Origin of the sequence: Streptomyces sp. NPDC018026, from assembly GCF_044327745.1 — a bacterium.
Taxonomy (GTDB): Bacteria; Actinomycetota; Actinomycetes; order Streptomycetales; family Streptomycetaceae; genus Streptomyces; species Streptomyces rubrogriseus.
Genome location: NZ_JBIRFY010000014.1, coordinates 72,456 through 98,237, shown reverse-complemented (window position 1 = coordinate 98,237; position 25,782 = coordinate 72,456). Strand labels below are relative to the sequence as shown.

At 65.7% G+C, this 25,782-nt stretch carries 19 protein-coding genes and 4 pseudogenes; 8 read left to right on the top strand and 15 right to left on the bottom strand.

Going from position 1 to position 25,782, the window contains the following annotated elements; genetic code table 11:
- Positions 1-22: 22 nt before the first annotated feature.
- Together ACH4D3_RS32800 and ACH4D3_RS32795 are read left to right on the top strand one after the other, a co-directional pair.
- Positions 23-1,795: a type IV secretory system conjugative DNA transfer family protein gene (locus ACH4D3_RS32800; protein ID WP_398330069.1), complete on the top strand. Its 1,773-nt coding sequence runs from the start codon at positions 23-25 to the stop codon at positions 1,793-1,795.
- A gap of 1,153 nt (positions 1,796-2,948) precedes the next feature.
- Positions 2,949-3,854, top strand: coding sequence for an NlpC/P60 family protein (locus ACH4D3_RS32795; protein WP_398329727.1), 906 nt, complete (start codon positions 2,949-2,951; stop codon positions 3,852-3,854).
- Positions 3,855-4,015: 161 nt separating this feature from the next.
- Here the strand turns inward: ACH4D3_RS32795 and ACH4D3_RS32790 are convergent, their stop codons facing one another.
- Positions 4,016-4,804: a nuclear transport factor 2 family protein gene (locus ACH4D3_RS32790; RefSeq protein ID WP_398329724.1), complete on the bottom strand. Its 789-nt coding sequence runs from the start codon at positions 4,802-4,804 to the stop codon at positions 4,016-4,018.
- A gap of 172 nt (positions 4,805-4,976) precedes the next feature.
- Here ACH4D3_RS32790 and ACH4D3_RS32785 point away from each other — a divergent pair, with 172 nt between their 5' ends.
- The 3 genes from ACH4D3_RS32785 to ftsX all read left to right on the top strand — a co-directional run bounded on the left by ACH4D3_RS32785 (position 4,977) and on the right by ftsX (position 9,387).
- Positions 4,977-7,145 carry an ATP-binding protein gene (locus tag ACH4D3_RS32785; protein WP_398329721.1) on the top strand — a complete coding sequence of 723 codons (2,169 nt, stop codon included), beginning with the start codon at positions 4,977-4,979 and terminating at the stop codon, positions 7,143-7,145.
- Between the two features lie 592 nt (positions 7,146-7,737).
- On the top strand, positions 7,738-8,427 hold the full coding sequence (gene ftsE / locus ACH4D3_RS32780) for a cell division ATP-binding protein FtsE (protein WP_003975843.1): 690 nt from the start codon (positions 7,738-7,740) through the stop codon (positions 8,425-8,427).
- A gap of 42 nt (positions 8,428-8,469) precedes the next feature.
- Positions 8,470-9,387 (top strand): permease-like cell division protein FtsX, encoded by a 918-nt coding sequence (gene ftsX / locus ACH4D3_RS32775; RefSeq protein ID WP_398329718.1) that lies wholly within the window; start codon positions 8,470-8,472, stop codon positions 9,385-9,387.
- Positions 9,388-9,577: 190 nt separating this feature from the next.
- Here ftsX and ACH4D3_RS32770 read toward each other — a convergent pair.
- Positions 9,578-9,925: pseudogene (locus ACH4D3_RS32770) on the bottom strand (ISAzo13 family transposase); the annotation flags it as partial.
- A gap of 584 nt (positions 9,926-10,509) precedes the next feature.
- Here ACH4D3_RS32770 and ltrA point away from each other — a divergent pair.
- Positions 10,510-11,772, top strand: a complete 1,263-nt coding sequence (gene ltrA / locus ACH4D3_RS32765) for a group II intron reverse transcriptase/maturase (protein ID WP_398329715.1) — start codon at positions 10,510-10,512, stop codon at positions 11,770-11,772.
- Positions 11,773-11,858: 86 nt separating this feature from the next.
- Here the strand turns inward: ltrA and ACH4D3_RS32760 are convergent.
- From ACH4D3_RS32760 to ACH4D3_RS32750, 3 genes and pseudogenes are all read right to left on the bottom strand, one after another.
- A pseudogene (locus ACH4D3_RS32760) lies at positions 11,859-12,701 on the bottom strand (ISAzo13 family transposase); the annotation flags it as partial.
- Between the two features lie 16 nt (positions 12,702-12,717).
- Positions 12,718-13,479: an IS5 family transposase gene (locus ACH4D3_RS32755; protein ID WP_398329712.1), complete on the bottom strand. Its 762-nt coding sequence runs from the start codon at positions 13,477-13,479 to the stop codon at positions 12,718-12,720.
- Positions 13,480-13,634: 155 nt separating this feature from the next.
- Entirely contained in the window at positions 13,635-14,168 is a 534-nt protein-coding gene (locus ACH4D3_RS32750; protein ID WP_398329709.1) for a VOC family protein, read from the bottom strand.
- A 453-nt stretch (positions 14,169-14,621) separates the two neighbouring features.
- Here ACH4D3_RS32750 and ACH4D3_RS32745 point away from each other — a divergent pair.
- A pseudogene (locus ACH4D3_RS32745) lies at positions 14,622-15,388 on the top strand (IS5 family transposase).
- A gap of 76 nt (positions 15,389-15,464) precedes the next feature.
- Here the strand turns inward: ACH4D3_RS32745 and ACH4D3_RS32740 are convergent.
- From ACH4D3_RS32740 to ACH4D3_RS32700, 9 genes and pseudogenes are all read right to left on the bottom strand, one after another.
- Entirely contained in the window at positions 15,465-16,349 is an 885-nt protein-coding gene (locus ACH4D3_RS32740) for a hypothetical protein (protein WP_398329707.1), read from the bottom strand.
- 1,015 nt (positions 16,350-17,364) lie between these two features.
- A protein-coding gene (locus ACH4D3_RS32735; protein WP_398329705.1) for an IS5 family transposase occupies positions 17,365-18,164 on the bottom strand; the annotation gives its coding sequence in 2 pieces (ribosomal slippage) (positions 17,365-17,838 and positions 17,841-18,164; 798 coding nt in all).
- Between the two features lie 98 nt (positions 18,165-18,262).
- The gene (locus tag ACH4D3_RS32730) at positions 18,263-18,778 is read right to left on the bottom strand and encodes a transposase (RefSeq protein WP_398330066.1); all 516 of its coding nucleotides are present in this window, start codon (positions 18,776-18,778) and stop codon (positions 18,263-18,265) included.
- Positions 18,779-18,819: 41 nt separating this feature from the next.
- A complete protein-coding gene (locus tag ACH4D3_RS32725; RefSeq protein WP_398330063.1) occupies positions 18,820-19,002 on the bottom strand; it encodes a winged helix-turn-helix domain-containing protein in 183 nt (60 codons plus the stop codon).
- A 90-nt stretch (positions 19,003-19,092) separates the two neighbouring features.
- Positions 19,093-19,269 (bottom strand): annotated as a pseudogene (locus ACH4D3_RS32720) (helix-turn-helix domain-containing protein); the annotation flags it as partial.
- 242 nt (positions 19,270-19,511) lie between these two features.
- Positions 19,512-20,288 carry a hypothetical protein gene (locus tag ACH4D3_RS32715; protein WP_398329703.1) on the bottom strand — a complete coding sequence of 259 codons (777 nt, stop codon included), beginning with the start codon at positions 20,286-20,288 and terminating at the stop codon, positions 19,512-19,514.
- Positions 20,289-20,570: 282 nt separating this feature from the next.
- Complete coding sequence (locus ACH4D3_RS32710; protein ID WP_398330060.1) at positions 20,571-20,975, bottom strand: DUF4913 domain-containing protein; 405 nt, start codon at positions 20,973-20,975, stop codon at positions 20,571-20,573.
- 312 nt (positions 20,976-21,287) lie between these two features.
- On the bottom strand, positions 21,288-22,721 hold the full coding sequence (locus ACH4D3_RS32705; RefSeq protein ID WP_398329700.1) for a hypothetical protein: 1,434 nt from the start codon (positions 22,719-22,721) through the stop codon (positions 21,288-21,290).
- A gap of 182 nt (positions 22,722-22,903) precedes the next feature.
- Complete coding sequence (locus tag ACH4D3_RS32700) at positions 22,904-23,281, bottom strand: flavin reductase family protein (protein WP_398329697.1); 378 nt, start codon at positions 23,279-23,281, stop codon at positions 22,904-22,906.
- On the opposite strand from ACH4D3_RS32700, the gene ACH4D3_RS32695 reads away from it, so the two are divergent.
- On the top strand, positions 23,223-23,402 hold the full coding sequence (locus ACH4D3_RS32695) for a hypothetical protein (protein WP_398330093.1): 180 nt from the start codon (positions 23,223-23,225) through the stop codon (positions 23,400-23,402). The genes ACH4D3_RS32700 and ACH4D3_RS32695 overlap by 59 nt on opposite strands.
- A gap of 478 nt (positions 23,403-23,880) precedes the next feature.
- On the opposite strand, the gene ACH4D3_RS32690 is transcribed toward ACH4D3_RS32695, so the two are convergent.
- Complete coding sequence (locus ACH4D3_RS32690; RefSeq protein ID WP_398329694.1) at positions 23,881-25,014, bottom strand: acyl-CoA dehydrogenase family protein; 1,134 nt, start codon at positions 25,012-25,014, stop codon at positions 23,881-23,883.
- Positions 25,015-25,782 lie beyond the last annotated feature (768 nt).

Genomic DNA, 25,782 nt, shown 5'->3' with positions numbered 1-25,782 from the left:
CCGCTCCCCGTCGTCACGCGGTATGTCCGATCTCGCCCCCTGGGGAGTCGTGGCCATCGCCGCAGCGATCCTGGCTGTCTTCACCGTTGGGTGGGCAGGCGGCACGCTGGGTGCCGGAGTCACAGGCCACGGATGGCACGCTCCGCCGTTCGCTCTCTCGACCACGGGCCAGCTCGCGTCCGGTGAAGTGGACACCCTGTGGCCGGGGACGCCCCCGGCGGCCGTCTACGGCGGCATACTCGGTCTGCTCGTCCTGATCGCGGTGCCCGTGACGATGTTCGGGCGAGTGCTGCTGGCCCGCGAGAACCGCACTGAGGGTCTGGCCGGCAGACGCGACCTGGTGAGCATGAGCCCTGCGGGTATCGCGGCCCGAGCTCGCGAACTGCGCCCCAGTCTCAAGGGCCGGCAGGAGCTGCACCCGGACGAGACCGGCAATCTTCTGGGAGACCTCGACCCGAAGGGGCCCGAGCTGCGAAGCAGCTTCGAGGACGTTGAACTGGATCTCATGGCCCCACGGGCCGGAAAATCCACTGGCATCGCCGTTCCCCGAGTGTTGCGTGCACAGGGTGCCGTCCTACTCACATCCAACAAGTCCGACGTCTACTCCGTCACCCGTGCCGAGCGCGAGAAGGCGGGACAGGTCTGGACGTTCGACCCCCAGGGCATCGCCCACACCGAACGCGCCATGTGGTGGAACCTTCTAGGAGACTGCGACACGATCGAGAGCGCGCGTCGGCTGGCCGGACACTTCGTTGCCTCCGTCAACGACGACGCCTCGAAGAAGGACTTCTGGATCTCGGCTGCTCAGAACACTCTTACGGCACTCTTCCTCGCAGCGGCGCGCGGCGGTGCCTCGGTCCAGGAACTGCTGGGCTGGCTCGCCGACCCCGCGGACCGCACACCGATCGACCTCTTGCGCGACGCTGGGCTGCCTGCCATGGCCGAGCAGCTGCAGGGCACGGTACGCGGCGCGGCGGAGACCAGGGACAGTATCTATGAGACGGCCCGGCAGACCGTGTCCTGTCTCCTCGACCCCGAGATCCTCGCCTGGGTCACACCAGACCCGTATACGCCGGAGTTCCGCCCCGACCAGCACGTCACAAGCAAGGACACTCTCTATCTGCTCTCCAAGGACGGCGGCGGTTCCGCTGCCGGTGTCATCGCGGGTCTCGCCGATGCGACGATGCGGGCGGGCGTGGTGGCCGCCGAACGCATGGGCGGACGTCTTGATCCGCCGCTCACAGCGGTCCTCGACGAGGCCGCCAACGTGTGCCGCATCTCCGATCTTCCGGACCTCTATTCGCACTTCGGCTCACGTGGCATCAACGTGGTCACACTGCTGCAGAGCTACCGGCAGGGTGCCCGGGTATGGGGCGACGCGGGGATGGACGCGTTGTGGAGTGCCGCCACCATCAAGCTGCTCGGCGCGGGTCTGGACGACGCGGACTTCGTGCAGAAGATATCAACGCTGGTGGGGCAGCAAGATGTGCGCACTCCCAGCATCTCCCGCAGCAAGGACGGCACACAGCGTTCGTACTCCTATCGCCAGGAGGCGGTTCTGCCACCGGACAAGATACGTGCCCTGCCCAAGGGAACCGCCCTCCTTCTTGCCACCGGCATCCGCCCGTCCTTGATCCGGCTGCGCCCTTGGTACAAGGAGCCCGGTGCCGACCTCATCTCGGCACAGGCGAAGGCGGAGGCGGAGGCCATCACCGCCCGAGCCACAGCTCGGCTGACCGCCAGGGTGGAACTGACGAAAGAGAGCCGCTGGGAACGCACGGCCACGCCGTCGTGACGCTGCCCGGTGGGGAGAGCCGATGTTCGTACTCGCCTTCCCTTGACGACCTGAAGCCATTGAACCGCTTTCACCCATCATGCAGGGGTGATGAGGCAGGTCACGAACTGGTTGGCGCGTGTCTCATGTCTGCCGAGATCCGGTGCGGTGTTGTGCACAGCCGGCTGGTCGGCAAAGTCGGCGTCACCCTCGGCCTGTTGGCGGCGGGCCCAACTGCGTGCCGTGGCACGGGAGGCGCCCGCCTCAGCAGCCATATGACTCACCGGTCGCCCGACACAGACCCGTTGGACCGGGCTACCGCCCGACGTGAACGGTCAGCCAGGCTTTGGGGTGGGACACGAAGACCTCCGTGCGGCGCAGTCCTGGACAGCTCCACCACACGGAGGTCCCCGCTCGGTCCCGGTGTATTGGCGAGGCGCGGTGCCGCCGCTGGGGCCGGCCCGGGACTGTCGTACGATCCACAACGGACGCCGGAGACCCGCGGCCCACATGCGGAACTTTTCCAGATTCTCGTCCTCGGCGGACCGCCCTGGCCCGGGTGCCGCCGCAACCTCCCACACCCCGCCTCGCCGCAGACCTCAGCACAGCCGCCCAGGCAAGCCATTCAATCGGGCATGAGCGCCAACGCCGTGCACAACGCAATGGCTGAAGCAGGAATCGTCCGAATGACGGGGCCAGCATGTGCTGCGTGGTACACAGCCGGGCTGTTGTGGTGCACGCGGCTGTCAGTACCGCGCGCACAGCAAAGAGCAAAGCGCAGAGAACCGAGGCCGAGGCCCGTGCCCAAGGCTGACAACATCAACTCCACACTCATGTGTGCGCCCTCGTCCCTCTGCCTCGCTGACCGCGGTGGGTTGTCCACTGCAGCGTCCGCAACCTCATGACGGGCCGTAACGTGAAGCGACATACCAAGGCTCACACCGTTGATGGTCTTTTGAACCGCGCTACCCTGACGGCTCGTTGTGCGTGCGAATCCATCAACACTCCCACTGTAAAAGGGGTATTGGTTCACATGGCACGGATCCGACGTACACGGGGCCGTTGTATTGCGGCAACTTGCTTGCTTCTGGGCTCATTGACGGCGGCAGTGCCGTCTTCCGCATACGCCGCCCCCGGCCCGGCGGCTACCACTCTCGACGGAGTGCGTCTGCAATTGGACGAGTTGTACCACCAGGCAGAGGTGGCGACAGAAAAGTACAACGCCGCCGACGAGAAGGCTCGCGCACAGCGGAAGAGGGCTGACGGGCTGAAGGGCCAAGTGAAACAGGCTGTGCAGAGGGAGAAACAGCTCAAGGCCTCGCTCGGTGCTGCGGCACGGGCTCAGTATCGCGGTGGAGGACTGCCGGCCGAGGTCCAGTTCGTTTTCACCCCCAGGCCAGAACGCGCCCTGACCTCCGCCGCACTGGCCAAGCAGGCCCAGCATCGCACGACAGTGAAGCTCATGGCCCTCAAGGAAACCCGCGAAGGTCTGCGTGAACAGGCCGACAAGGCCGCCACCGAATTGCGGGCACTTCAGGAGAGCCGCGAGGTCATGGACAAGAGCCGCGAGAAGATCGAGGACCGCATCGCAGCCGCCCGGACGGTGCAGGCACGGCTCCAGAAGAAGGAACTGCGTCGCCTCTCCGAACTACGGAAGCAAGCCGAGGAGAAGGCCCATGCTGAACTGGTCGGCACAGGTGTCCTGTCGGAAGTCGGCACCGAGGGAAGTGCTTTCGGCCGCAAGGCCATCGCATATGCCACTCAACAGCTCGGCAAGCCCTACGTTTGGGGCGCCGAAGGCCCGGACTCCTTCGACTGCTCCGGCCTCACGTCCCAGGCGTGGCTGCACGCGGGTGTCGCCATCCCGCGCACCTCACAGGAGCAATGGGCTCAGTTGAAGCACGTTCCCCTCTCAGAGATGCGCCCGGGCGACCTGATCATCTACTACGCCGACGCCAGCCATGTGGCGATCTACGCGGGAGATGGGAAGATCATCCAGGCGCCTCGGACAGGACGGCCGGTGTACGTATCTCCGGCGGGATCGATGGAGATCCTCGGAGTAGTACGACCAGACGCGTGAGTCCGGACAGGGACGGCTCATATGACACACGTCAAGTGACGCGAAGCCGGTTCGGGCAGTGCTGTGGCCCGTCCACCAAGATCGCCCCTGTCCTGTCTGCAACCGCCCGCGTTTCCAGAGGTGCCCTTGACCAGGCAAGATTGCGAATCGCTGTGGGGAAACTAGGCCACCGCTGTGGCCAGGCTTGTCAACGATGCGTCGAGCTCGTCGGCGGTGATGACCGGCAGGCGAGGCATCAGGAAGGGGTGCGTGACACCCGTCCAGTCGTAGGTCTGGGTCACCTCGGTGTGTCCGTCGGCGGTCGGGGTGAGCTTCCATGTGAAGCGGTGACCGATCGGCCGCTGCCCCGGTAGACCGGGGGCCCAGGCAAGGATCCGGTTTTCGGTGAAGGCGACGACGTGGTTCTCCATCCGGTTGTCGCCGCTGACCATAACAAAGGTGTCGCCGACGGCGTTGAGCGAGAGAGAGCCCTCTACCCCCCGCAGACGGCCGACCGCGTCGAGTTCGGGGTGGCGGCGGGGGTCACGGAGCACTGCGAAGATCTGTTCGGCCGGGGCGTCCAGCACTCGGGACACCGTGATGTGGGTCGGGCCGTCCGTGATGACCGGGTCAGGATAGAACCGGGCCCATGCGATCCGTCCGTCGCGGGTGGTGAGGATGACCGGGCCGCGCAACAGGACCGTCGCCCCGGTCGGGGCGGTGCCCCGGTACTCCCACTCGGACCAGAGCTCGTCGCCGTTCTGGGCATGGCGCAGGACTTCGACCTGCAGGTCGGGCAGTTCGGCCAGGATTTTCGTCCAGTTTGCGGTGACCTCGACGGTACCGATGAACCCTTCGGCCGGGCGCAGGGGTCGTTCGGCCACGTAGTCGTCGGTGAAGCAGTCGGCAATCCGCTCCGGGACATGGGAGTTGATCGCGTCGCACAGCGCTTGAAGGGCCCGGGGGAGCATGCCGTCAATCTCCTAGCGGTGGTTCGTCGTGTCACGTCGATCATGAATACCGGGGTGCTGGCTGACAACCGGACATTGCTCAGACAGCGTCCGGACAGCGCGTAGGCCCTGACGGGCATAATTGATCTCGTGAACCATTCGTTGGGAGCGGAGGGTGAGTAGTTTCGCGGCCATGCTGCGTGACCTGCGTGAGAGCAGGTCGCTGACCCAGCAGGAGTTGGCCGCGGCCGCCGGACTCTCCGTCGATGCGGTCAGCGCGTTGGAACGGGGGCGGCGGACCCAGCCTCAGCCACACACCGTGCGGGCGTTGGCATTGGCGCTGCAGCTCTGCGACGCCGACCGTATGGCGTTGCTGTCCACCCTGGGCCGGGGAGGGGAAGGCAGCAACCTCGCAATGCCGTCCCGTACGTTGACGCCCCGCGTGCCGTCGCCCCCTGCCGTCTCGGTGGTCGGGCGGGACGGCGAAGTGGCGGAGGTCGTCGCTGCCCTGGGTGCCACGCCGGGGCGGCTGGTGACGCTCACCGGCCCGGGCGGGGTGGGCAAGACCACCGTCGCCCTCATGGCCGTGCGTGTGGTGGCCGCCGAGCGTCTGGGCGGCATGTATTTCGCCGACCTGACCGATGCCATCGACCCCGACGACGCTGTGGCTGTGATGGCCCGCGCGGTGGGATCCCACGCAGATACGGTGAAAGGCCTCGCCGCTCATCTCGCCGGGATGTCGGCCCTGCTCGTGCTCGACAGTCTGGACCGTGTGACGGCCTGCGGCCCGCACTTGGTCGAGCTGCTTGGGGCATCCCCCGACTTGGTGGTCCTGGCCACCAGCAGAGTCCCGTTGCGGGTGCGGCGGGAACGGGAGGTGCGTATCGCCCCGCTCGGTCCGACGATGGCGGTTCGGCTCTTCGCTGAGCGGTCGGCCGCCGCGGGGGCGTCACTTGCTGGGAGTGGGGAGGAAGACGTCGCGGCGCAGCTGTGCCGACGGGCCGACGGGCTACCGCTGGCCATCGAGCTTCTGGCCGCCGCGGCCGCCCGACTCGGACCACGGGCGTTGCTCGAGCGGGACGACCAGGTGACGGATCTGGCGGTGGCCGGACCGCGGGACCTGCCGATGCGGCAACGCACCATGGCGGCCACGATCGAGTGGAGCTGCCAGCTGCTCGGCCCCGCGGCCAAGCGCCTCCTCCCACGGCTGGCCATAGTGCCGCGCGGCTTCTCCCTCGACACCGTCGACGCGATCGCCGCACCGGAGTCGGACGGAGCGTTGGGCGCGCTCACCGAGCTGATCGAGCACTCACTGGTCATCCGTGACGACACGACGGGGCCTCTCACGCGGTATCGGTTGCTGGAGCCGGTCCGCCGGTACGCGTCCGAGCGCCTCGAACCGCACGACCGGGAACAGGCCCTTCGGGGCGTGGCCCAGTGGGCCCTGAGAGCGGCGCGCAGACATGGTGCGCGAATCCGGGACAGCGGTGACATGGCGGCGGTCGAGCGGGTCGAGACCGACCGCCATGTGCTGAGGCTCGGTTTCGACCAGCTTGTCGATGCCGGCCGGCACGACGACGCCGCCGAGCTGATGTGGTTGGTGTGGCTGCCGTTGTGGATGTCCGGGCATACCTATGAAGGCTGCGCCTGGACCGGTCGTCTGCATGAGGACGATCTGAGCGAGCGGGGTAGGGCCCGCTGGCTGGTGGCGTGCGCGGGGTTCAACCGTGTCGCCACCGATGTGTTCGCCACTGCGGAGCGCGCGATGCAACTGGCTGAGCAGATCGACGACGTCTCGCTGGCTGTAGAGGCGGCGATCTTCGCGTCGGCGGCAGCGTTGCGCCTGGAGAACTTCGACGGTTCAACGGCCCTGCTGACGCGAGCGGAGGCCCACATGAAGGAGCCCCTCGATGTGGAAGGCGACGTGTGGGCGGCCGTGCACGTGCCCATCGGCCACGGAGCCGGCGCGCTGTGGCACGGCGATCGGGACGCTGCCACGCGGCGCCGGCGGGAAGACGCTGCCAGGGCGCAGGAACTGGGCAGCGGCTTCTCGGTGGCCAGGGTCCTTGCGGAGTGCGCGCAGGCCGCCTGCGCCGAAGGGCGTCTGGACGACGCCGCTGTGATGCTTGCCGCCACCGCCGAGCTTGCCTCCCAGCAGAACGGGCACAAGCCGCGTACGCGCCTGGCCGGCTCAGCCGCGGCTGTGGCCGCCGGCCTTGGTGACGTGGTGTCAGCGCAAGACCGGCAGGATATGGCAGGCACGCAGACGGCGACTGACAGCGACGATCTCAGCAAGCGGTTCCGGGAACTCGTCCGGCGTGCAGACACCGTCTTCGGACGGGGCCGAGCCCGGCCGTCCTGAAGTTCGCCCGCCATTTGACGCCTCCCGACGGTGCCTTGGGGCCTGGGCGTACTGGTCCCACTGCCATGCTCACTTCGCTCCCAAGCCAAGCAAGGAAAGAACATTCTGCCCCTTCAGAATGGCCGGAACATCCCCTACAGTGATACAGAACGTTCTACCCAGTGCATGATGCGATGGCCGCATCATGCACCGGTCGGCAACGCTTTGCGGCTGCAGTCGCGGCCCACCCAGTGGACGCCGCGGGACAGAACGGTTCGACCTCAGTGCCAAGCCACCGACGGATCCGGAGTCATCGCGTGCGCCCCAACTCCACTAAATGCTCCTCGGATTCCACCAATCCGGCTCACCAGCTCGGCCCCGTGCCAGACGAGGCGTACGACACAGGATCGCGGTCACCGTCAGGAGCCACCTCGACAGCTATCCGGTATTCCGCGGACTTGTTGCCGCCGCGAACTGCTACAAGCAATCCGTTCGCCTCACTACACAGGACACGATGTCAGGCGCTGGTAGTGAGGTTGAGGGAGCCTGTGTTCTCCTTTTCCGGTTCGCGTATGGACACGGACCTCTGCCCCCGGCGACCCGTGGTGCATTCGTGATCCGATTCGACAACGTCTCCAAGGTCTACCCCAAACAGAGCCACCCAGCCCTCAGGGACGTCTCCCTGGAGGTCGAGAAGGGCGAGTTCGTCTTCCTCGTGGGGTCCTCCGGCTCCGGAAAGTCCACCTTCCTGCGACTGATCCTCCGCGAGGAGCGGTGCAGCCACGGACAGGTGCACGTCCTCGGGAAGGACCTCGCCCGCCTGTCCAACTGGAAGGTGCCGCAGATGCGGCGCCAGCTGGGGACGGTGTTCCAGGACTTCCGCCTGCTGCCGAACAAGACGGTCGGCGAGAACGTCGCCTTCGCCCAGGAGGTCATCGGCAAGTCCCGCGGCGAGATCCGCAAGTCCGTGCCGCAGGTCCTCGACCTCGTCGGACTCGGCGGCAAGGAGGACCGCAGGCCCGGCGAGCTGTCCGGCGGTGAGCAGCAGCGCGTCGCCATCGCGCGCGCCTTCGTCAACCGGCCCAAGCTGCTGATCGCCGACGAGCCCACCGGCAACCTCGACCCGCAGACCTCGGTCGGCATCATGAAGCTGCTCGACCGGATCAACCGGACGGGCACCACCGTGGTGATGGCCACGCACGACCAGAACATCGTGGACCAGATGCGCAAGCGCGTCATCGAGCTGGAGAAGGGCCGCCTCGTCCGGGACCAGGCACGCGGTGTCTACGGCTACCAGCACTGACGAGCCACTGACGACGAGGAACGAAAGGCTTAACGAGACGCCATGCGCGCCCAGTTCGTAGTCTCGGAGATCGGAGTCGGTCTTCGCCGCAATCTGACGATGACCTTCGCGGTCATCGTCTCGGTCGCCCTGTCCCTGGCCCTGTTCGGCGGTTCGCTGCTGCTGAACGACCAGGTCGATACGACCAAGGGCTACTGGTACGACAAGGTCAACGTCTCGGTCTTCCTCTGCAACAAGAGCGACGCCGAGTCCGACCCCAACTGCGCCAAGGGCGCGGTGACCGAGGACCAGAAGAAGCAGATCATGTCCGACCTCGACGAGATGACCGTCGTCGAGAAGGTGACCTACGAGTCGCAGGACGAGGCGTACAAGCACTACAAGGAGCAGTTCGGCGACTCGCCGCTGGCCAGCTCCCTCACACCGGACCAGCTGCAGGAGTCGTACCGGATCAAGCTGAAGGACCCGGAGAAGTACCAGGTCATCGCGACCGCCTTCGACGGCCGGGACGGCGTGCAGTCCGTGCAGGACCAGAAGGGCATCCTGGACAACCTCTTCGGCCTGCTGGAAGGAGTCAACCTAGCCGCTCTCTCACTCATGGCACTGATGTTGGTCGTCGCCCTGATGCTGATCGTCAACACCGTGCGCGTCTCGGCGTTCAGCCGGCGCCGCGAGACCGGCATCATGCGCCTCGTGGGCGCCTCGGGCTTCTACATCCAGGCGCCGTTCATCATGGAGGCGGCGGTAGCGGGACTCATCGGCGGCGGTGTCGCCTGCGGATTCCTGGTGATCGCCAAGTACTTCATCATCGATCACGGACTCGCGCTGTCCGAGAAGCTGAACCTGATCAACTTCATCGGCTGGGACGCCGTCCTGACCAAGCTGCCGCTCATCCTCGCCATCAGTCTGCTCATTCCCGCACTCGCCGCCTTCTTCACTCTGCGCAAGTACCAAAGGGTCTGACCCTTATAGCCTCGATTTTTCGCGACGGCCCGTCGGTTCCTTCGGCGGGCTGTTTCGGCCTTGGAGCCCGCGCCGGCGGCCACCAGGCGCTCGTGGCCTCGACGTGTGCGGAGCACTTGCTCGCGTTGAATCTCCATCGCTGGGGTCAATGCGTCGATGAGTTCGCTGAGGTGCTGACGGGTCATCCCGGTCAGTTCCGGGTCCTCGAGCGCACGCCGGGAGAGGCACGTCGGTCTGTCTGGCAGGGCATTGTCGGGAGTGCTGCCGGTGGTCGCGGCGTCCATCGGACGCTGGGGTGGAGGGTGTAGTTCCCGTCGCCGTGGAAGCGATGGCGAGTGATGGGCAGGGCGGCAATCTGGCCGTCGCTGATGCGGATGCCGGTGGGGTACTCACCGTGGTCGAGTTCGGCATGGGCGGTGAGGCCGGTGCGGCTGGTGGTAGCGGCGATGGTCTGGAGTATGACTTCGTGGCTGGGCAGAGGTCTACCGCGCCAGTTCATGGTGATGTGGGAGAACAGCCGGTGCTCGATCTTGTTCCAGTGTGTCCTGAATGCGGAGGAGAATTCGATGTAGGACGAGTTTCTTCAAGCAGTGCTGCGTGACCGATGAAGGATTGGCCCTTCGAAGCCGCCCTGCGGGGGGAGGCTTCAAACCGCCTCATGCTGCGTTAGCCGAAGACTGTCGTGGTGAGCGATGAGGAAAAGGCGTCCAAGAGACGTCAGGTAGGGATCAGGGAGACGAACGCAAGTGAATCGTTGCTGACGTGTCGAAAAGATTCCGACGACATCAAAACCGGGAAGCTTGGAACCGTCCCGGGATGAGCCTGGCGGGAGCCCGCCGACTGGCCAGGCGGTGTCCGGCATGGAGACGACGTGAACCTGATCTGCCGCGGTCATGTGGAACAGGAGAAGGCGCGTACCGATACAGCCCGTCCTGGTAGGGGCGGGCGAGAGGGAGCACCCCGAGCGGTTGTGCCGTGAAGGGGCCGAGTACCGATGCGGGACGCGCCGGCGGACCGGCTCGTAGTAGTGGAGAAGCCCCTGTAACAGGGGTGGAGCGAAGGGGCCGGGTCGTTCGTGACTGAGTTGATCGCATCAACCGGACAGGGTCCGGGAGGAGTTCGGTGGACCAGTTGAAGTCGCATGCCAAGCCGTTTGATATCTCAAAGTGGGAAGTCAAGGAAGCATGGGAGGAAGTGAGGGCCAACAAGGGTGCACCGGGTGTGGACGGGCAGAGCCTCGCCGACTTCGAGAAGGACCTGAAGAACAACCTTTACAAGGTCTGGAACCGGATGTCGTCGGGCTCCTACTTTCCTCCACCGGTGCGTGCGGTGGCCGTTACCAAGCCGCATGGCGGCGGCGTGAGAATCCTCGGGATTCCTGCCGTCGCCGATCGCGTGGCTCAAACCGTCGTGGCCCGGCATTTGGTGCGACGGGTGGATCCTGTTTTCCACCCGGACAGCTTCGGATACCGGCCCGGACGGTCCGCCTTGGACGCCGTGGAGAAGTGTCGGGAACGCAGCTGGAAACGGGACTGGGTAGTCGAGTTCGACATCTCCCAGTTCTTCGACAGCGTGCCCTGGGACCTCCTGGTCAAGGCGGTGGAAGCGCACACCGACGCCGTCTGGGTGAAGTTGTATGTGCGGCGGTGGCTCGCTGCCCCGCTCAAGATGCCCGACGGCACCCTGCTGGAACGGGAGTGCGGGACGCCACAGGGCGCTCCGGTCTCTCCCGTCTTGGCGAACCTGTTCCTGCACTACGCGTTCGATGTCTGGATGGCGCGGGAGTTCCCCGCCGTCACCTTCGAACGCTATGCAGACGATGCAGTCGTGCACTGCGTCACCGAGCGCCAGGCCCACCAGGTGCTGATCGCGCTCTCGAACAGGATGGCCGAGGTCGGACTGCGTCTGCACCCGGCCAAGACCCGGATCGTGTACTGCCGGGACGGATTGCGGCGTGGCTCCTACGAGCACACGTCTTTCACGTTCCTGGGGTTCACGTTCCAGCAGCGCCGGATGCGGGACAAGAACGGCCGTATCAGATGGTCGTTCCGCCCCGCGGTCAGCAGGGATGCCCTCAAACGACTCGGCGAGGAGGTCCGCTCCTGGCGACTCCACCGACGAGTCAACCTCACCGTGGAAGAACTCGCGCAGCGGATCAATCCGATCGTCGCGGGCTGGATGCAGTACTACGGCCGGTTCTACCGATCGGCCTTGTATCCACTCCTGATGCGCATCAACGCCTACCTGGTGCGCTGGCTCCGCAACAAGTACAGACGGTTTCGCGCGATGAGGAAGGCCATCGCGGCCTTCCAGCGGGCAGCCAGACGCCGCCCGGGCATGTTCGCTCAGTGGAGGTGGACCAGCGCCCCCTCCCTGGCCTGGTGATCAGGACGACAAGAGCCGTATGACGAGAGATCGTCACGTACGGATCTGTGGGAGCCGGAGGGTGCGAATCCCTCCGGCTACCCGACCTTCGAGGTACCTGGCGGTAGGTGGCACACCGGGATCTCAAGGCCGCTCTCGGCAGCGAGGTCGGCGAGCTGGGTCTTCCAGCCGCGGGTGCGGTAGCCATTGGAGCCTCCGCCGTCGGCGGTGATGAGCAGTCGGCGGGCGCGGGGGTAGTCGTGCCGGCCGCGGGCCTGCCACCAGTTCCGGATCGAGGCGACGGCGAACGCCGCGGTGTCGTGATCGTTTCCGATGCTGACCCAGCCGACGTTCGCGGCCATGTCGTAGATTCCGTACGGGATCACCTTCTCGGCCTGGCCGGGGAAGCCGTGCGTCTTGACCTTCACGGACTGTGCTGCGGGCCGCCATTCCTGCCCGGCGTTCTTGTAGTCGCCGATCAGCTCCTTCTTCTTGCTGTCCACGCTGATCACCCGGTTGTCGGCGTCCCGGTCTCTCGGGCCTGTTCGTTGAGGTATCGGAACTGGGCATCCCTGTGGGGGTGCTGAGAGCCCTCGATGGTCTTGGCGTTGGCCTGCAGGCTGAAGCCTTCCTCCCGCAGCAGGCCGGCGACCGTGTCGGCGGAGACCCGGTGGCCCTGCCGGGTCAGCTCCGCTGCCAGATTCCGCGTCGACTTCGTCGTCCACCGCAGCGGTGACATCGGGTCACCACGTTCGTCGGGGCTCAACCAGCGCAAGCAGAGCCGGTCGCAGCCCTGGATCAAGGTCCACAGCCTTCTTCCGACCCCCACCAGGCCGGCGGATCCGCCCCAGCGGGGCCTGACCAGAGTCCAGTTCAGCCGCTCCGCGAGAGACCGTGCCTTCCCGAACCCCGGCTGCGACGAGCCGGATTCCGCCGTGCCCCAGCGACAGTGAGCGTTATCCATCCTCAAGCTGGGCTGGCCTGATGCAGGCAGAGGACGGCCTGGACGAGGACCGTGATGCGGGTGGTTGAGCAACGGAGCCTGCGAAGGAGTCGCCAGGACTTGCGGGTGACGACGGCTTGCTCGACGAGCGCCCGGATCTTCGCGTGGTATCGACTGACGGCCTGCTGCCCTGCAGACAGCGTCTCCCACCGGCCGCGGTAGGGAACACGGACCGTGCCTCCGGCGCCCTGGTAGCCCTTGTCTGCCCAGCAGTTGACGTCGGCTGTGGCAAGCGTGTCGATGATGCCGTGCTCGCGGGCCGCGCGGACGTCGTGGACGGCTCCGGGCAGGGCCGGCGAGGCCCACAGCAGGCGGCCGGAAGGATCTGCGATCACCTGCACGTTCATCCCGTGTTTCTTGTGCTTGCCCGAGTAGAAAGGCCGGTCGGCGGCGATTCGGTCGATCGGCAGCAGCGTCCCGTCCAGCAGGACGAACGCCTTCATCGACGCCGCCCGGACCGCCTCGGCGAGCGTCGGGGCAAGGGCTGCCAGAACCTCAACTGCCTCGGTGACGTAGCGGTAGGCAGTGGTGGTGCCCACGCTGAACCCGGCCGCGAGCTGCACATACGGATGACCGTTGCGGAGATGGGCGAGGGCGAGCAGAGCCTGCCGACCTGCGCTCAGGCGCCGCCACCGGGTGCCGAGACCACGGCGGTGTTCCCGCAGACAGGAGGAGAGGAAGCGGAGGGCAGAACTGGACACGTCCAAGCCCGGAGGGGTAAACAAGCACGTGAAGCCTCCGGTAGAGACGGGTTTCTTGGTCGAAAACCCATTACCAGGGGCTTCACCCCCTGTGTCAGGCCAACTGGCAAGCTGCCGAAGCAGAATGAAGACACTCCTTGGCTACCGGTCTGGCGCATGCGAACCCCGACATCGTGGGTCTAGCTGGTTGTCCTGACGGGTGCACTGCTGCGCCCGTGGCGTCGACCGCTGAGCTCGGCGTCGAGTGTCTCCTGAGCCACGCGCATGGCCTCGGCGTATACGGGGTCCTGCAGCCGCTTCCACATCTCGCCCTCAGAGACGTCCTCAACGCAGCTGACTACCCACCAGATATTGCCGAAGGGGTCCTTGATGCGCCCTCCGCGCTGTCCGAAGGCGTCGTCGGCCAGGGAAGTGACGACATAGCCGCCAGCTGCGACGGCCTGGGAAAACGCCTCGTCCGCATCGGCGACAAATACGCGCAGCAGGCTCGGCATGGCGGGCCAGTCCGTGTGTCGGTCAAAGGCCAACACGACGGTGTCGCCGACTCGGATCTCAGCGTGACCGATCAAGCCCTCCTCGGTCGACACCCGCCCGAGTTCCTCGCCCCCGAATGCCTGGGTGACGAAGTCGAGGAAAGCCCCCGTGTCGTCGGTGACGACCCAGGGCGCAACGGTGGTGTAGCCCTCCGGCGCGGGGCTGGTCTGCTCGGGCATCGCCGTCCTTTCGATGATGTTGGTTGCCAGCAGCGACGATAGGCGTGAGCTAGGTCAGCTTCTGTCCTAGACAGCAGTGAGCTTGGAGCACAACCGGTACCACCTCACGACCGCACGCGCTGATCCAGACCCCGCCTCTGACCCCTGACCCCGTCAGCCTGAGGTTGGAAAACGCTCAGTGCCTCCGCCCCTATGGCCAGCCGACGCTGGCGCTCATCCAGATGCGGCAGCAACGCCTGGAACTTCGCAGCCAGGACGGCCTCGAAGCCCTCCGGTCTCCCCATACCAGAACAACGAGTTCCGCAGCAGGAAGCCACGACATGTTTCCCGGCAAGCCCTAACTGGCTCTAACAAAAGCTGCTGATCATGAGGCTGTCGGCCTCTCTGCTCGTATGTCTGGGTATGGGAAACCGTCAGTCGCGGCGGTGGATCGTGTCGGATGAACTGTGTTAGCTGGTCGAGCCGTTGCTGCCGGAGCCGGGTCCGAAGAAGGTCGAGGGCAGACCGCGGGTGCCGGACCGGCAGGCACTGTGCGGGATCCTCTTTGTCCTGCACATCGGCATCCAGTGGGAGTACCTGCCCCAGGAGCTGGGCTTCGGCTCGGGCATGACGTGCTGGCGACGCCTGGCGGCCCGGAACGGGGCCGGCGTCTGGGACCAGCTCCACCAGCTGCTGCTGAACGAGCTGCGGTGGAAGAACCAGCTGGGCTGGGACCGGGCGGTGCTCGACGTCTCGCACGTGCGGGCCGCCCGACGGGGCCCAAAAGCGGGCCCAGCCCGGTCGACCGCGCACGTCCGGGCAGCAAGCACCACCTCATCACCGCCGGCCAGGGCATCTCGCTCGCGGTGTCCCTGACCGGCGGCAACCGCAACGACGTCACCCAACTCGGGCCGCTGCTCGACAAGATTCCCGCCGTCGCGGGCCAGGTCGGCAGACCTCGGCGACGCCCCGACGCACTGCTGGCCGACCGGGGCTACGACCACGACAAGTACCGCCGCCTGCTCTGGCAGCGCGGGATCCGCCCCGTGATCGCCAGACGGGGCGAGCCACACGGCACCGGCCTGGGCATCTTCCGCTACGTCGTCGAGCGCACGATCGCCTGGCTGCACGGCTTCCGCCGCCGGCGCATCCGCTGGGAACGACGCGACGACATCCACGAGGCCTTCCTCGGCCTCGTCGTCTGCCTGATCACCCACCGCCACGTCCGACGCCTTTGTTAGGACCTCTAAGCCGTTAAAGCAGCTAGGCGTATGCGATGAGAAGGGCGGGCCGAGGAGGAGGGGCAACCGTGGAAGGTCAGCCCCTCCTGCCCCGCGCCTTCTCCTTGCCCTTGGACTTGGACGTGTCCATGACTGCCGTGCCTTTGCCCTTGCCCTTGCTCTTGTGCCTTTCGCCCTTCGCCCTGTGCCGTTCGTGTACCTGCTGCGAGTTACTGGGCCCAGCGGCGCTCGGAGCGGGGGAGTAGTCGGCGGCCGACGTACCGACGGGCTGATTCGTCCAGCCTGCGTAACTCGCAGAATCGCTCAGGCCCGCGGACATACTGGCCATGTCAAACGCCTGGTCGTCCGAACCGTGCCATGACACTGGCACTGATGAAGCAGAAGAGTCCTGCGACACGGACGCCTGGTACCCGGGGGGGTACTGACCCGGTCCATGTCCGAGCTGTGGGTTGCGGTACAGGCCGTACATCTCGACGTCAGCGTCCTGCGGCTGTCGTTGCGGGTCGACGTGCGCGTGGTGGACCAGATCGGCCACGGTTGCGGCTGCGGCCGTCCAGGTTCCCACTCCGCCGAGCCGGGTGCCGACAGGGTTGTCGCCGAGGGCGGCGCTGGCCGCGTTCAGTCCGCTGGAAGCAAGCCTGGTCGCGGCTGTGGTTGCCTGCCATGGGTCGACATGGGCGCCGGCACGGCTCTCTGTGTACTGGTCGTAGAGTTCCTTGGCACCCACGAGACCTTGGAGACCGATTCCGGCAGCGTTCACCTTGCCGCTCACCGAATCGGGCAGGAAGGACGACGCCCCCTGAACCAGGGTGGGAGCTGAATCGATGAGGGCGGTAGCGATGCGCTTTCGGTGCTCCGAGACCCATTTTGCCGAGTCTTCGGCCCAGCGCCACACCTTTCCCTTGGCGGCGTTGACCTGGTAAAAGGCCCCCGTCTCGACCCCAGGGTTCGCGACGTACATGGGTGTCACGTTTGGGGAAGACGAGGGCTCAGGCGCGTTCTCCGGTACCCGGATGTCCGGCTGATAGTCCCAGGTCATGCTTCCGTCCGAATTTCGGAGGATATGGCCCGCGGAGTAGTAGCTGGCGTTGGAGGAGCCGCTGCGTTCTGACTGATGGTCTGAATCTGAGTCAGGCATGTGACTTCCTATCCTGATCGGATGGTCGTTCCATTCGAGATGCACAACGCGTGTGTCGGAGTGTCGGTTCAAGGCAGCCCCGGGCCGGGCCGAGCTGCCGGAACGATGGGGGTTCAGGGGCGGCAGCCCAGTACAGCAGGGCGCAGTCGCCGTGACCGGTGATCGGGCCGGTCGTTGAGCTGGTCTGGGCCACGGCACGCCACCAGCACTCGCCACTTGCAACGGCTAACAAAAGGGCGCTGGGGCCTGCGCTTACAGGTATCCCGGACCGCCGTCGGTTTTAACCTTGTCAGGGAGCGCTCCAGCAGCTCCAGAAACTGTCGGAGGTCAGCGGCCACCTTGTCGAGCTCCGGTTCGTCCAGCGACGCCGTCCGCGTCCGGTAGACGGTCCCATCGGGCCCCGCGACATAGATCAGGCCGCCGCCGTTCGAGCCGATGACCAGACCATGGGCCTTGCGGTCCGTGCCTATGTCGACAACGCCTTCCTCCTGGAGCCGCAGCAGGACGTCACCGGCCGGATCGAGGAAGTAGCCGTTGCTGACGTCCGCCCAGGTGACATCGCCGATGCTTTAGTAGAAGGTGATCAGGTCAGCTGGTGTAGGGGGACTTGGGCGAGCGTGCGTGCCGCGGCTTGATCGTCATGGTCGGCCGACCGGACCTGGTTGGTCCCAGGTGGGAAGCCGTGCCGATACTCGAACTCGCCTGTCATGGCCGTGAGAGTCCCGGAGACTCTGTCTGTCCACGAAGCTAGTCAGGCAGGTGAAGGCGATCGGTCGCTCATGAGGCCGGATCATGGCATGAGCCATGGACATCCATGGGGTGCCCAGCGTTTCCGGTGTCAGCACAATGCCCTGAGTTGCCGATGGGTGATGAGGCAGCAGACGAGTTTGAGGAACGCTTCGTGGATTTCGGCTCGCCGTTCCCAGCGGATGCGCAGGCGTCGGAAGCCGTGCAACCAGGCAAAACTCCTCTCCACCACCCAGCGGTAGGTGCCCAGTCCGGTGCCGCGGCGGGCGATCGCGGGCACGATGCCGCGGGCGCGGACCTGGTCGCGGTAGATGTCGTGGTCGCAGCCGCGGTCGGCGAACAGCGAGTCCGGCTTCCGGCGAAGATGACCGACCCGGCCGCGGACCGGCGGGATCGCGTCGAGCAGGGGCAGGAGCTGGGTGACGTCGTTGCGGTTGTCGCCCGTCAGCAGGACCGCGAGCGGGGTGCCACGCCCGTCGGTGATCAAGTGTTGCTTGGAGCCGGCTCGTCCCCGGTCGACCGGCGATGGGCCCGTGTGCTGCCCCCTTTTAGCGCCCTGATGTGGGAAGAGTCGACCACACAGCGGGACCAGTCCAGCCGTGCGGCCGCGTTCAGTTCTGCCAGCGGGACCTCGTGCAGCCGCTGCCAGACGCCGGCTTCGCTCCAGTCCCGCAGGCGCCGCCAGCAGGTCATGCCCGAGCCGAAGCCGAGGTCCTTGGGTAGGTACTCCCACTGGCTCCCAGTGTGCAGCACGTACGGGATCCCGCACAGCGCCTCTCGGTCCGGCAACGGCCTGCGGCCCGGGTACCGGAAGTGCCGCTCGCGCTGCGGCAGCAGCGGCTCCAGGCGATCCCACAGCTCATCCGACACGATCCACGGTGAAGTCCCCACACCGCACCGAACGCTCAACTCCCGCCCCGGACTCGGCGACCAGGGGCGATCCACCTCATTGTGTTACTGAGGTTGAACTCGTGATGTCGCTGGGTTGCTCATGTGGGTCTGATGGTCAGGCCGGTCTCGGCGAGGCAGCCGTCTATGAGGTTGCTGCGGTACTGGATGTGCCGTAGGCCGCGTCGGATGCGCTGGATGAGGTGCTCGGGTGTGGAGAAGACGACGTTGGAGAGCCATCCGCGCCGCAGCAGCGACCAGACCCCGTCGCCTGGGTTGAGGTCGGGGGCGTAGGGCGGCAAGTAGCAAATGGTGAGCCAGTCCCGGGCTGCTGCGAACTCATGCAGACCGGCGGCCTTGTGGACGTTCAGGTTGTCCCAGACGAGCACGACCGGGCCGCCGAGCTGCTGGTGGGCGGCGATCAGCAGGTCCCGATAGTCGCACCAGGAGAGGCTCTTACGGCCGTCCCGGCGCGGCCGGTAGATCAGCCGCGTTCTGTGGCCGGGCTTGTAGCAGGTCAGCGCTGCGATGGATATGCGTCTGCGGGAGCGGCCGCGGACCCGCACCATCGGGGTCCGGCCGCACGGGGACCAGGTCCTGGCCTGCGGCGGCGTCATGGAGAATCCGGCTTCGTCCTCGAAGACCAGCCAGGCTCCACTCACCGCCGCGAGTCTTCCGCGCAGGGCCACACCTCCTTGACCCATCCGGCCACCGCCTCGTCGTTCCGCTCGACCGCCCGTCGGGCCGGGACCTGGCAGGACCAGCCGTTACGGACCAGGAGTCTGCGGACGCCCTGGATGGTGTGGGTCAGGTGGAAGCGTCGGCCGATCACCGTCTTCACACGGCTCAGGGTCCAGCGCTGGTTTTCCCGACCGTGCGCGGCAGGCCCTTTGGCCGGCTCCGCCTCGAGCTGCGCGAACTGCTTCTCGCTCAGCCTCGGCAGCGACGTCGGCCCCTGTGACCGCGGAGCACGCGGCCCGCCCTCGTCCCACATCTGCCGCCATCGCTGCACTGAACGGACGCTGACCCGCAGGTCGCTGGCGATCACCGAGCTCGCCTCGCCCTGGGCGAACCTCTTGGCTGCCTGGAGCCGTAACTCCTCGCGCAACTACTGCCGTTCGGCGGTCAACCCGCCCCCTTGTGAATACCGCATGCCCGGTGATACCCCACGGACGACGAGGCGTCAGCCCCTACGACTCCACGAGTTCAACCTCAGTAGCGTTGAGAATTCAGCCCTGACAATCGATCGGTGCGACCTCAGGATCACTGGAGCGGTCGCAGAAGAGGTGCGGTGGACTGGGACTCCTGGCCGTGCAGTAACGTTGCCGCATCCAGAAGTGCCGAGACGGGCTACTTTCTCTTTCGCACGGAGTGCTGCGGGCGGTCTGTGGCTTGCGACGCGATGGACTGGGAATTTCGGGAATTCCGGGCGTCATTCACGCGCTTCGAGGTTCGCCGGGCCCCGTCGCTCAGCCCATGCGGATCTTCGACCAGTGGCTCCAGCGAGTTCACAAACTTCCATGCCGCATTCGCGTCAGCGATGAACGAGTTTCGCTGCAACTGCTCTGGCTGATAGGAATCGCGTTTGGCGCGGACTTTCCGGGTGGGTGGAGTCGATACCAGTGAGGCGGGTCCGGCGATTGTATTGTCCTTGTACCGCAACTTTGGGGCGACTCTTTCAGGGGCTTCCCGTAGAGTCTGTATCTTAATATTCGCCTTTTCTGTGATCAAATTCCAGGTGTGAGGAAGCTCGTTGTTGTGGAGGCGCCTTATTAAACCCTTGTCGCGTTCCGCTCTCCTCCAGAGTTCCACGCCTATTGCCTTCTGTTGTCGTTCACTCTGGCGGGAGATGATCTCGGCGTAAGTAGATTTTCCAACAGCTCTCCTGAACTGTGATTCACTCCACGCGATGGCCTTGTTAAAGGGTTGCAGGATGCGTTCGCCGAAAGTTGCGGGGCGAGGTCGCCCTGCAAGGAAATCTGGCACTGCCGGATTACGTACCGCCGCGTGCAGATTATTGATTTGTGTTTCCTCTGCGATCAGCCCTGCCGCGAGCTGATCCACAGGAAGCCCGGATCGGGCGCGAGGTAGGGAACCGAGACGGTCGGAGTCTACGGGCGTGGCCACGGTGCGGAGCTCCTCTCATAACCTGCGATCCGTAGTGCTTTTCGTCGGGACAACGGCCGGCAGTGGCCAAACGGTTCATACCACCCGTCTTGGCGGCGTGGTTCCCAGGCGAGCTGCAGCGGTATGGGATCACGGAGAGCCACGGCGAGGCGTCCATGGAAAGCCCATCCTCGGAGAGCCAGCACGTTCCTCGGAATCCTCGCCGCCTTCGGACTCAGGAGGTCACTGTGCCCGCTTCAAATTGCCCTGATGGCCGTCGTCGGTCGTCATTCCGCCCTCCTGTCATGCCCTGGTCCGCTCGTGCGGCGGGGCCGGTGGCCCGAACGGATCCACGACAGGTGCCTCCTTCGGGCGGTGGGAGCCGGGCTTGCAGCCGGCGAACGGGCCTGTCGGATCCCGCAAGTTCTGCATGATTGGCCCCAGATAGTCCCGGTGCCAGCTGGCAGGACCGGTCATGCCGGACTCGGACCCGGTGTCGCTCAGGTCCGCCCAGGCGAGCCACAGCGCATGCATCTGGGCTACGGCCTCGGGGTGCTCCCACCAGCGCGAGCACCATGGGGCCTGAGAAGTGACCTCACGGCCGTAGACCGGTATCAGGACGTGCTGCACCCAGCGGGTCAGCTGGTGCAGAGCCTGTCCGTACTCCGGCGCCTTCAGATAGAGGATGAACTTGGGAGGAGGCGGCATGTCCTTTTCGGGAGAGGAGTCCGGGGGCTCGTCGGTTGTGCGGTCGGCCTCAGTCGTCATGAACTTCCTTCCGAAGAACGGGCTGCCGGGAGGGCTGCCAGTGGGGTGGACCGTTGAAGGGCGTAGGTGGATCCGCAGGTGGGTCCCCTACAGATCGCACAACGTTCACACTCGACACAGGGTTCATTCGCGATGCGAGGCCAAGTCTTGCTCATGTCAGTTCCGCAGTACGGACAGGAGACGGCTGGACAACTGGCATACTGAAAGGCGTCCTGGAAAGACGCTGCAGTCACCAGCTGAGGCAAATCCGTCTCACACTGTCAACTTGATACCATCCAGCAAGATGTTATTACTGAGGGTGCCACCGAAGATGAAATCCGGCCTCGGTCCGACGCAGCTTCGTTTGCTCCAGATGGATTTGTGATTATGGGCGGAGCGGCATACCTGTCCGCTGGTGACGTTGATGGCGAAACCGAGCATAGCCGGGGCGTCCTTTCGGGCGTCACCGATGTAGAAATCCTTGTTGTCAGCGGTGACGGCAGTCCAATGGGGTTTCCAGACGCCCTTATTGTTGGTTGATTTCGGGTTGTGTACGAAGGCGTTGGCCGCCGCTCCTTGGGTGCCGTGTACTGCGATGTTGAGGGCTTTGATAGACCGGTTTCCGGTTGTATTGCCGGCAGCGGTGCCATCGCATACGGGCTTCTGCCACCCCTGTCCAGAGACGTAGGCGCGGTAGCAGATGTGTCGTCCTGGAGCATTCTTGGCGAGCTGTTTCACGGCGGTGGCGGCGGTGTCTGCCGCAGGCTTGGCTGTCACGGTCACTGTTGCCTTGGGCGGTGTCACGGTTACAGTGGCCGTCGGAGCAGGGTCGGCGGGTGAGGTGTGTTTCGCCTTGGACGTCATCTTCGGTTTCGCCTTCGGCTTTTTCTCCCTCGACGAGGCGCTGGGCGATGCTGACAGCAGGCTGGGGGAGACAGTCACGGTGGGCGTCGCCTCCATGGTGCGACGGGGCGGTGACTCGTCCAGGTTGGTGCTGGCGCCGGCGGTATTCTTCGACTGGCCCTCAGCGCTTGATCCGCTGCCCAGCAAGATCAACGGTACGATCACCACGGCTGCCACACCCACTGCTATCGGTGCGGCGACCAGAGGCCTGCGGAGCAAGCTGGATGACTTGAACTCGTCGTCCGACTGGCGCGGCGCATTTGCGTTCCCGCGCTCGGAATGCACCCGGCGCGGCAACTGCCTGACCGCGCGTGTGGTGTGCACAGGTGCCGGGGACAGTGCGTACGCCGCTTCGTCGTCCAGGTTCTCACCGATTCCAGGGTGCTCGGCTTCTGGTGCGGACCGGTGAGTCTCCACCGGATGTCCTTGCCCTACGAGACCCTGCTGCGACGCCTCATGACGTGGGGACTCCACCAGCCTGCTTGAACCATCAGGGGCAACTTCGACGAAGGTTGCATCCTCGATGGAGGCGCCGGAAATGGCGGCAGTGACCGTCGCGTTGTCCTCGATCGCGTATTGGTGCAGCGTATCGAGGATGGCCTCGTCGACGCTCTGCCCGGTCGCCACTGACACGGCGGCGCCGTTGACGGCGGCGGATCCATCGGTGCCGATGACCACCCACAGGTAGGGAGATGTGTCTGGTGTCTCCGTGAGGGGTGCGGCCGTGTCAGTGTCCATCGATTCACCAGGAGTGTCCCGTTTCTCCCACGCGACCGGGTCCTCTGACGCTTCCTTCGAGCTCACGGCCATCCCCTTCCCTCGGTCTCAGCACTTCCAGCGGGCTGCAACGGGAACGGCACAAGCGAGGGTTCAATCTGGAACGCCGGTGCGAGGCGTCCTGTCATGTTGCGTAGTGGATAGGTGGGGTGGGGCCGCCGCACGAACAGGTCACCCGGCGATGCGTCCAGGGGCCCTGGCAGGGCCAGTCAAGCCAGTTGGCGGAAGGCGCTTGCATGGAAGACGAGCGGGGCGCTCGTAGGGTCGGCGTCGAGGCAGTGGATCTCCAGCAGCGCGATCGAGTGGTCGCCCGCTTCGATTTCTCTGTAGAGGGAGCATTCGAACCGGGCCGGAGAGCCCTGGACGAACATCGCTCCGGAGTCGGACACGTCCCAGGGGATGCCGGTGAAGCGGTCACCGGCCTTGAGGGAGAGCTGACGGGCGTGGGCGCTGTGCTGGTGGGAGAGCACGCTGACTCCGATACGTCCCGCCGTCCTCAGCTTCTGCCAGGTACGTGAGGAGTTCTGTATGGACACGGAGATCAGCGGTGGATCGAGGGAGACCGTGGTGAAGGCACTGACGGCCATGCCCACGGCCTCTCCATCAACGATGGAGGAGATTGCGGTCACACCGCTGGGAAAGCAGCTGAACGCGGCGCGGAGAACCGATGAGTCGGTGGGGGCGGTGAAGGACATTCTTGTCTCCTGAAGACGAGTACTGACTGCCGGTTTCAGGTGGGAACGCGCAAGCGGCGGTGGAGGAACGACAGTGCCCTTCCACCGGTAGGCGCGAGGCGGCTCCCGGAGCCCGTGACGGACGCATGGGCCCGATGGCGTTGTCGCGACAGGGGGCGCGGGGCGTGCCGAATTTCACGGCACCTTGTCACCGGCCAGCGCCCGGCGTCCCACGAGGTATGTCGTTGGACTCCGCCAGATCTTTCCTGACGGCGGTGTGTTCCAGCTGGACCAGGGCAGACGGCAGGCGTCGCGTGCGGGTGGACGGCGAGATTTTCCGGATGCCGCCCACCCCGGCAACGCGCCGCTCGTCCACCGCTGTCGGGGCTGCCCGGCCGAGGCATCTTGTGCCGGCCGCCGCTTCGACCGGTGCCCGGGCTCCCGCGACACACCCCAATGACGCGGTGACCCGTTGGAACCTCTGCTCATCACCGCCCAGCGGCCGCTCTGTTTCAGGCGCGCATATAGTCTGCGATAGAGGGCATTTGGCCGGACAGTTCGTACGAGCCGATGAACGCGTTCTTCGCGTCGACGGAATCGTGGCTGCCGTAGGTGCGGGCGTTGCGCCAGAACCGGTCGAGGCGGTACTTGCTCGCGGTACTGCGAGCGCCCGTCAGGTCGTGGATGCGCGACGTCACATCCAGCGCGGTCTGGGTGCTGGCTACCTTGCTGCGCATGCCCTGGATGGCCATCTCCGCCGGCTCCACGACGAGTTCAGGCGTCTCCAGAGCACTGGCTATCGAGACCATCAGCGCGCGGGCTGCGGCGAGTTCGCTGGCCATCTCGCCGATCTGGCGGTGCATGAGCGGATCGTTGTCAGCGGTCTTGAACATCGGCATGCCCGGCCGGTTGAGCTGTCGCACGAACGACAGCGCCGCCTCCAGCGCACCCTCTCCGATGCCCTGCAAGATGCCGGCGTGCAGACACATGAGAGCACCGAGCCAGTGCGGGAAGTGGGTCGGGTCCATCAGCGGAGAGACATAGTGCCAGCCGTCCGGAACGAAGACGTCACGGTAGACGATCGTCTGGCTGTACGTCCCCCGCTGGCCCATGTTGTCCCAGTCGTGCCGCAGTTCCAGTGCGGGATTGTCCAGCCGGATCAACGCATGGTGCTGGGTGGCGTTCTCCAGCTGTTCGTCGTCGCCCAGCAGGGCGAAACCGACGCTCGCGATGTCGCGGCCGCCGCCACCGCTGTTGGTGTTGAACGTCTTGACACCGCTGACGACCACTCCGCCCGAGACCCGGCGCCCCACGACCGGCCCAGTGCCGCCGGCCTCGGCGTTGGAAGAGACGAAGCGCCGGCCCTGGTGCAGCAGTTCGTCGGCCAACTGCGCCTTCGTCTGCTGCGGAAGGTCGTCGGAGCTGAACAGATCGCGTGAGACGAGCACCATTGTCGCCCAGCACTGACCGGTGGAGCCGTCCGCCGCGGACAGCTCGGTCAACACCTCGATGACTTCCCGCCATCCACCGTAGGCCGATCCCTCCCACAGCCCGCCGAATTCCTTCGGCACATTCAGGCTGTTCAGCCCGGCTTCGCCGATCAGCCGCATATTGCGGGTTGGGTCCGCGCCCGTGGTGTCGATCATTACTGCGTCCTCCGCCAGGACCGTCCGCAGTGCCCGGGCCCTGTCCAGGGCCTCCTGGCGAGACGTCGGCAGAGAAACGTTCTCCGTGTCAACCGAGGTCGTGTGTGCATCGATGTCAGTCACATCGGTTCCTTCTGGTTCTGTGCACCAGGTGCAACGTGTGCAGTGGGTTCATCGGACGCAGCAGCCCGCCGGGCAGCCGGGACCGGCAACCGCCTAGCCGGCCTCAAACTGCCGCTGTCCGGCGCGGTTGACCAACTCAGACGGACAGCTTCGGCCAGGTGCGGAAGGGTGGGTGCTCGTACGACTGCTCGGCGAGCTTGAAGCTAGGCCCGACCCAGTTAACTGAAACACGAATGCATCAGTTACGTCAACAACTGATGTGCTTGTGTTTCTATGTGTCGCAGGTTGTCAACCCGCCGGTGGCGTGGGGTCAGCCTTGCGTCGGGGGCGATCTTGATCCCGTCCGCCGTGCGGGGGACGCCGTCGGGCGCTGCGGGTCGGACTGCGGGTGGTGGTGCCGAGGGGTGAAGTCCTCCCGTCGGGGTCCCAAACGAGCAGCCTCTTCACGGGTTGACGGGTCGCCGCCGCGGCGTCTCGCCGGGGCCTTGAGGAATTGACAGAAGCGAACCGGCGTAGCTACGTTCGTGTATAGCGAGCGTTCTATACACGAATATCGAGCGTGACGACTGGCCAACGTAGCGGTCGATTCGCGCGGTACTCATGCATGGGACGAGCCTGCGTCGCCGCACGAGTGGGATCTCGAAA

Bases quoted from the DNA above. Each gene is read 5' to 3' on its own strand.
- ftsX (WP_398329718.1), top strand. From the start codon at position 8,470: ATGCGCGCCCAGTTCGTAGTCTCGGAGATCGGAGTCGGTCTTCGCCGC.
- ACH4D3_RS32700 (WP_398329697.1), bottom strand. From the start codon at position 23,281: ATGGCCGTCAGTGCCTTCACCACGGTCTCCCTCGATCCACCGCTGATC.
- ACH4D3_RS32695 (WP_398330093.1), top strand. From the start codon at position 23,223: ATGGACACGGAGATCAGCGGTGGATCGAGGGAGACCGTGGTGAAGGCA.
- ACH4D3_RS32750 (WP_398329709.1), bottom strand. From the start codon at position 14,168: ATGCCCGAGCAGACCAGCCCCGCGCCGGAGGGCTACACCACCGTTGCG.
- ACH4D3_RS32730 (WP_398330066.1), bottom strand. From the start codon at position 18,778: ATGACGCCGCCGCAGGCCAGGACCTGGTCCCCGTGCGGCCGGACCCCG.
- ACH4D3_RS32690 (WP_398329694.1), bottom strand. From the start codon at position 25,014: ATGATCGACACCACGGGCGCGGACCCAACCCGCAATATGCGGCTGATC.
- ACH4D3_RS32785 (WP_398329721.1), top strand. From the start codon at position 4,977: ATGCTGCGTGACCTGCGTGAGAGCAGGTCGCTGACCCAGCAGGAGTTG.
- ACH4D3_RS32710 (WP_398330060.1), bottom strand. From the start codon at position 20,975: ATGCCGCCTCCTCCCAAGTTCATCCTCTATCTGAAGGCGCCGGAGTAC.
- ACH4D3_RS32740 (WP_398329707.1), bottom strand. From the start codon at position 16,349: ATGTACGTCGCGAACCCTGGGGTCGAGACGGGGGCCTTTTACCAGGTC.
- ACH4D3_RS32800 (WP_398330069.1), top strand. From the start codon at position 23: ATGTCCGATCTCGCCCCCTGGGGAGTCGTGGCCATCGCCGCAGCGATC.
- ACH4D3_RS32790 (WP_398329724.1), bottom strand. From the start codon at position 4,804: ATGCTCCCCCGGGCCCTTCAAGCGCTGTGCGACGCGATCAACTCCCAT.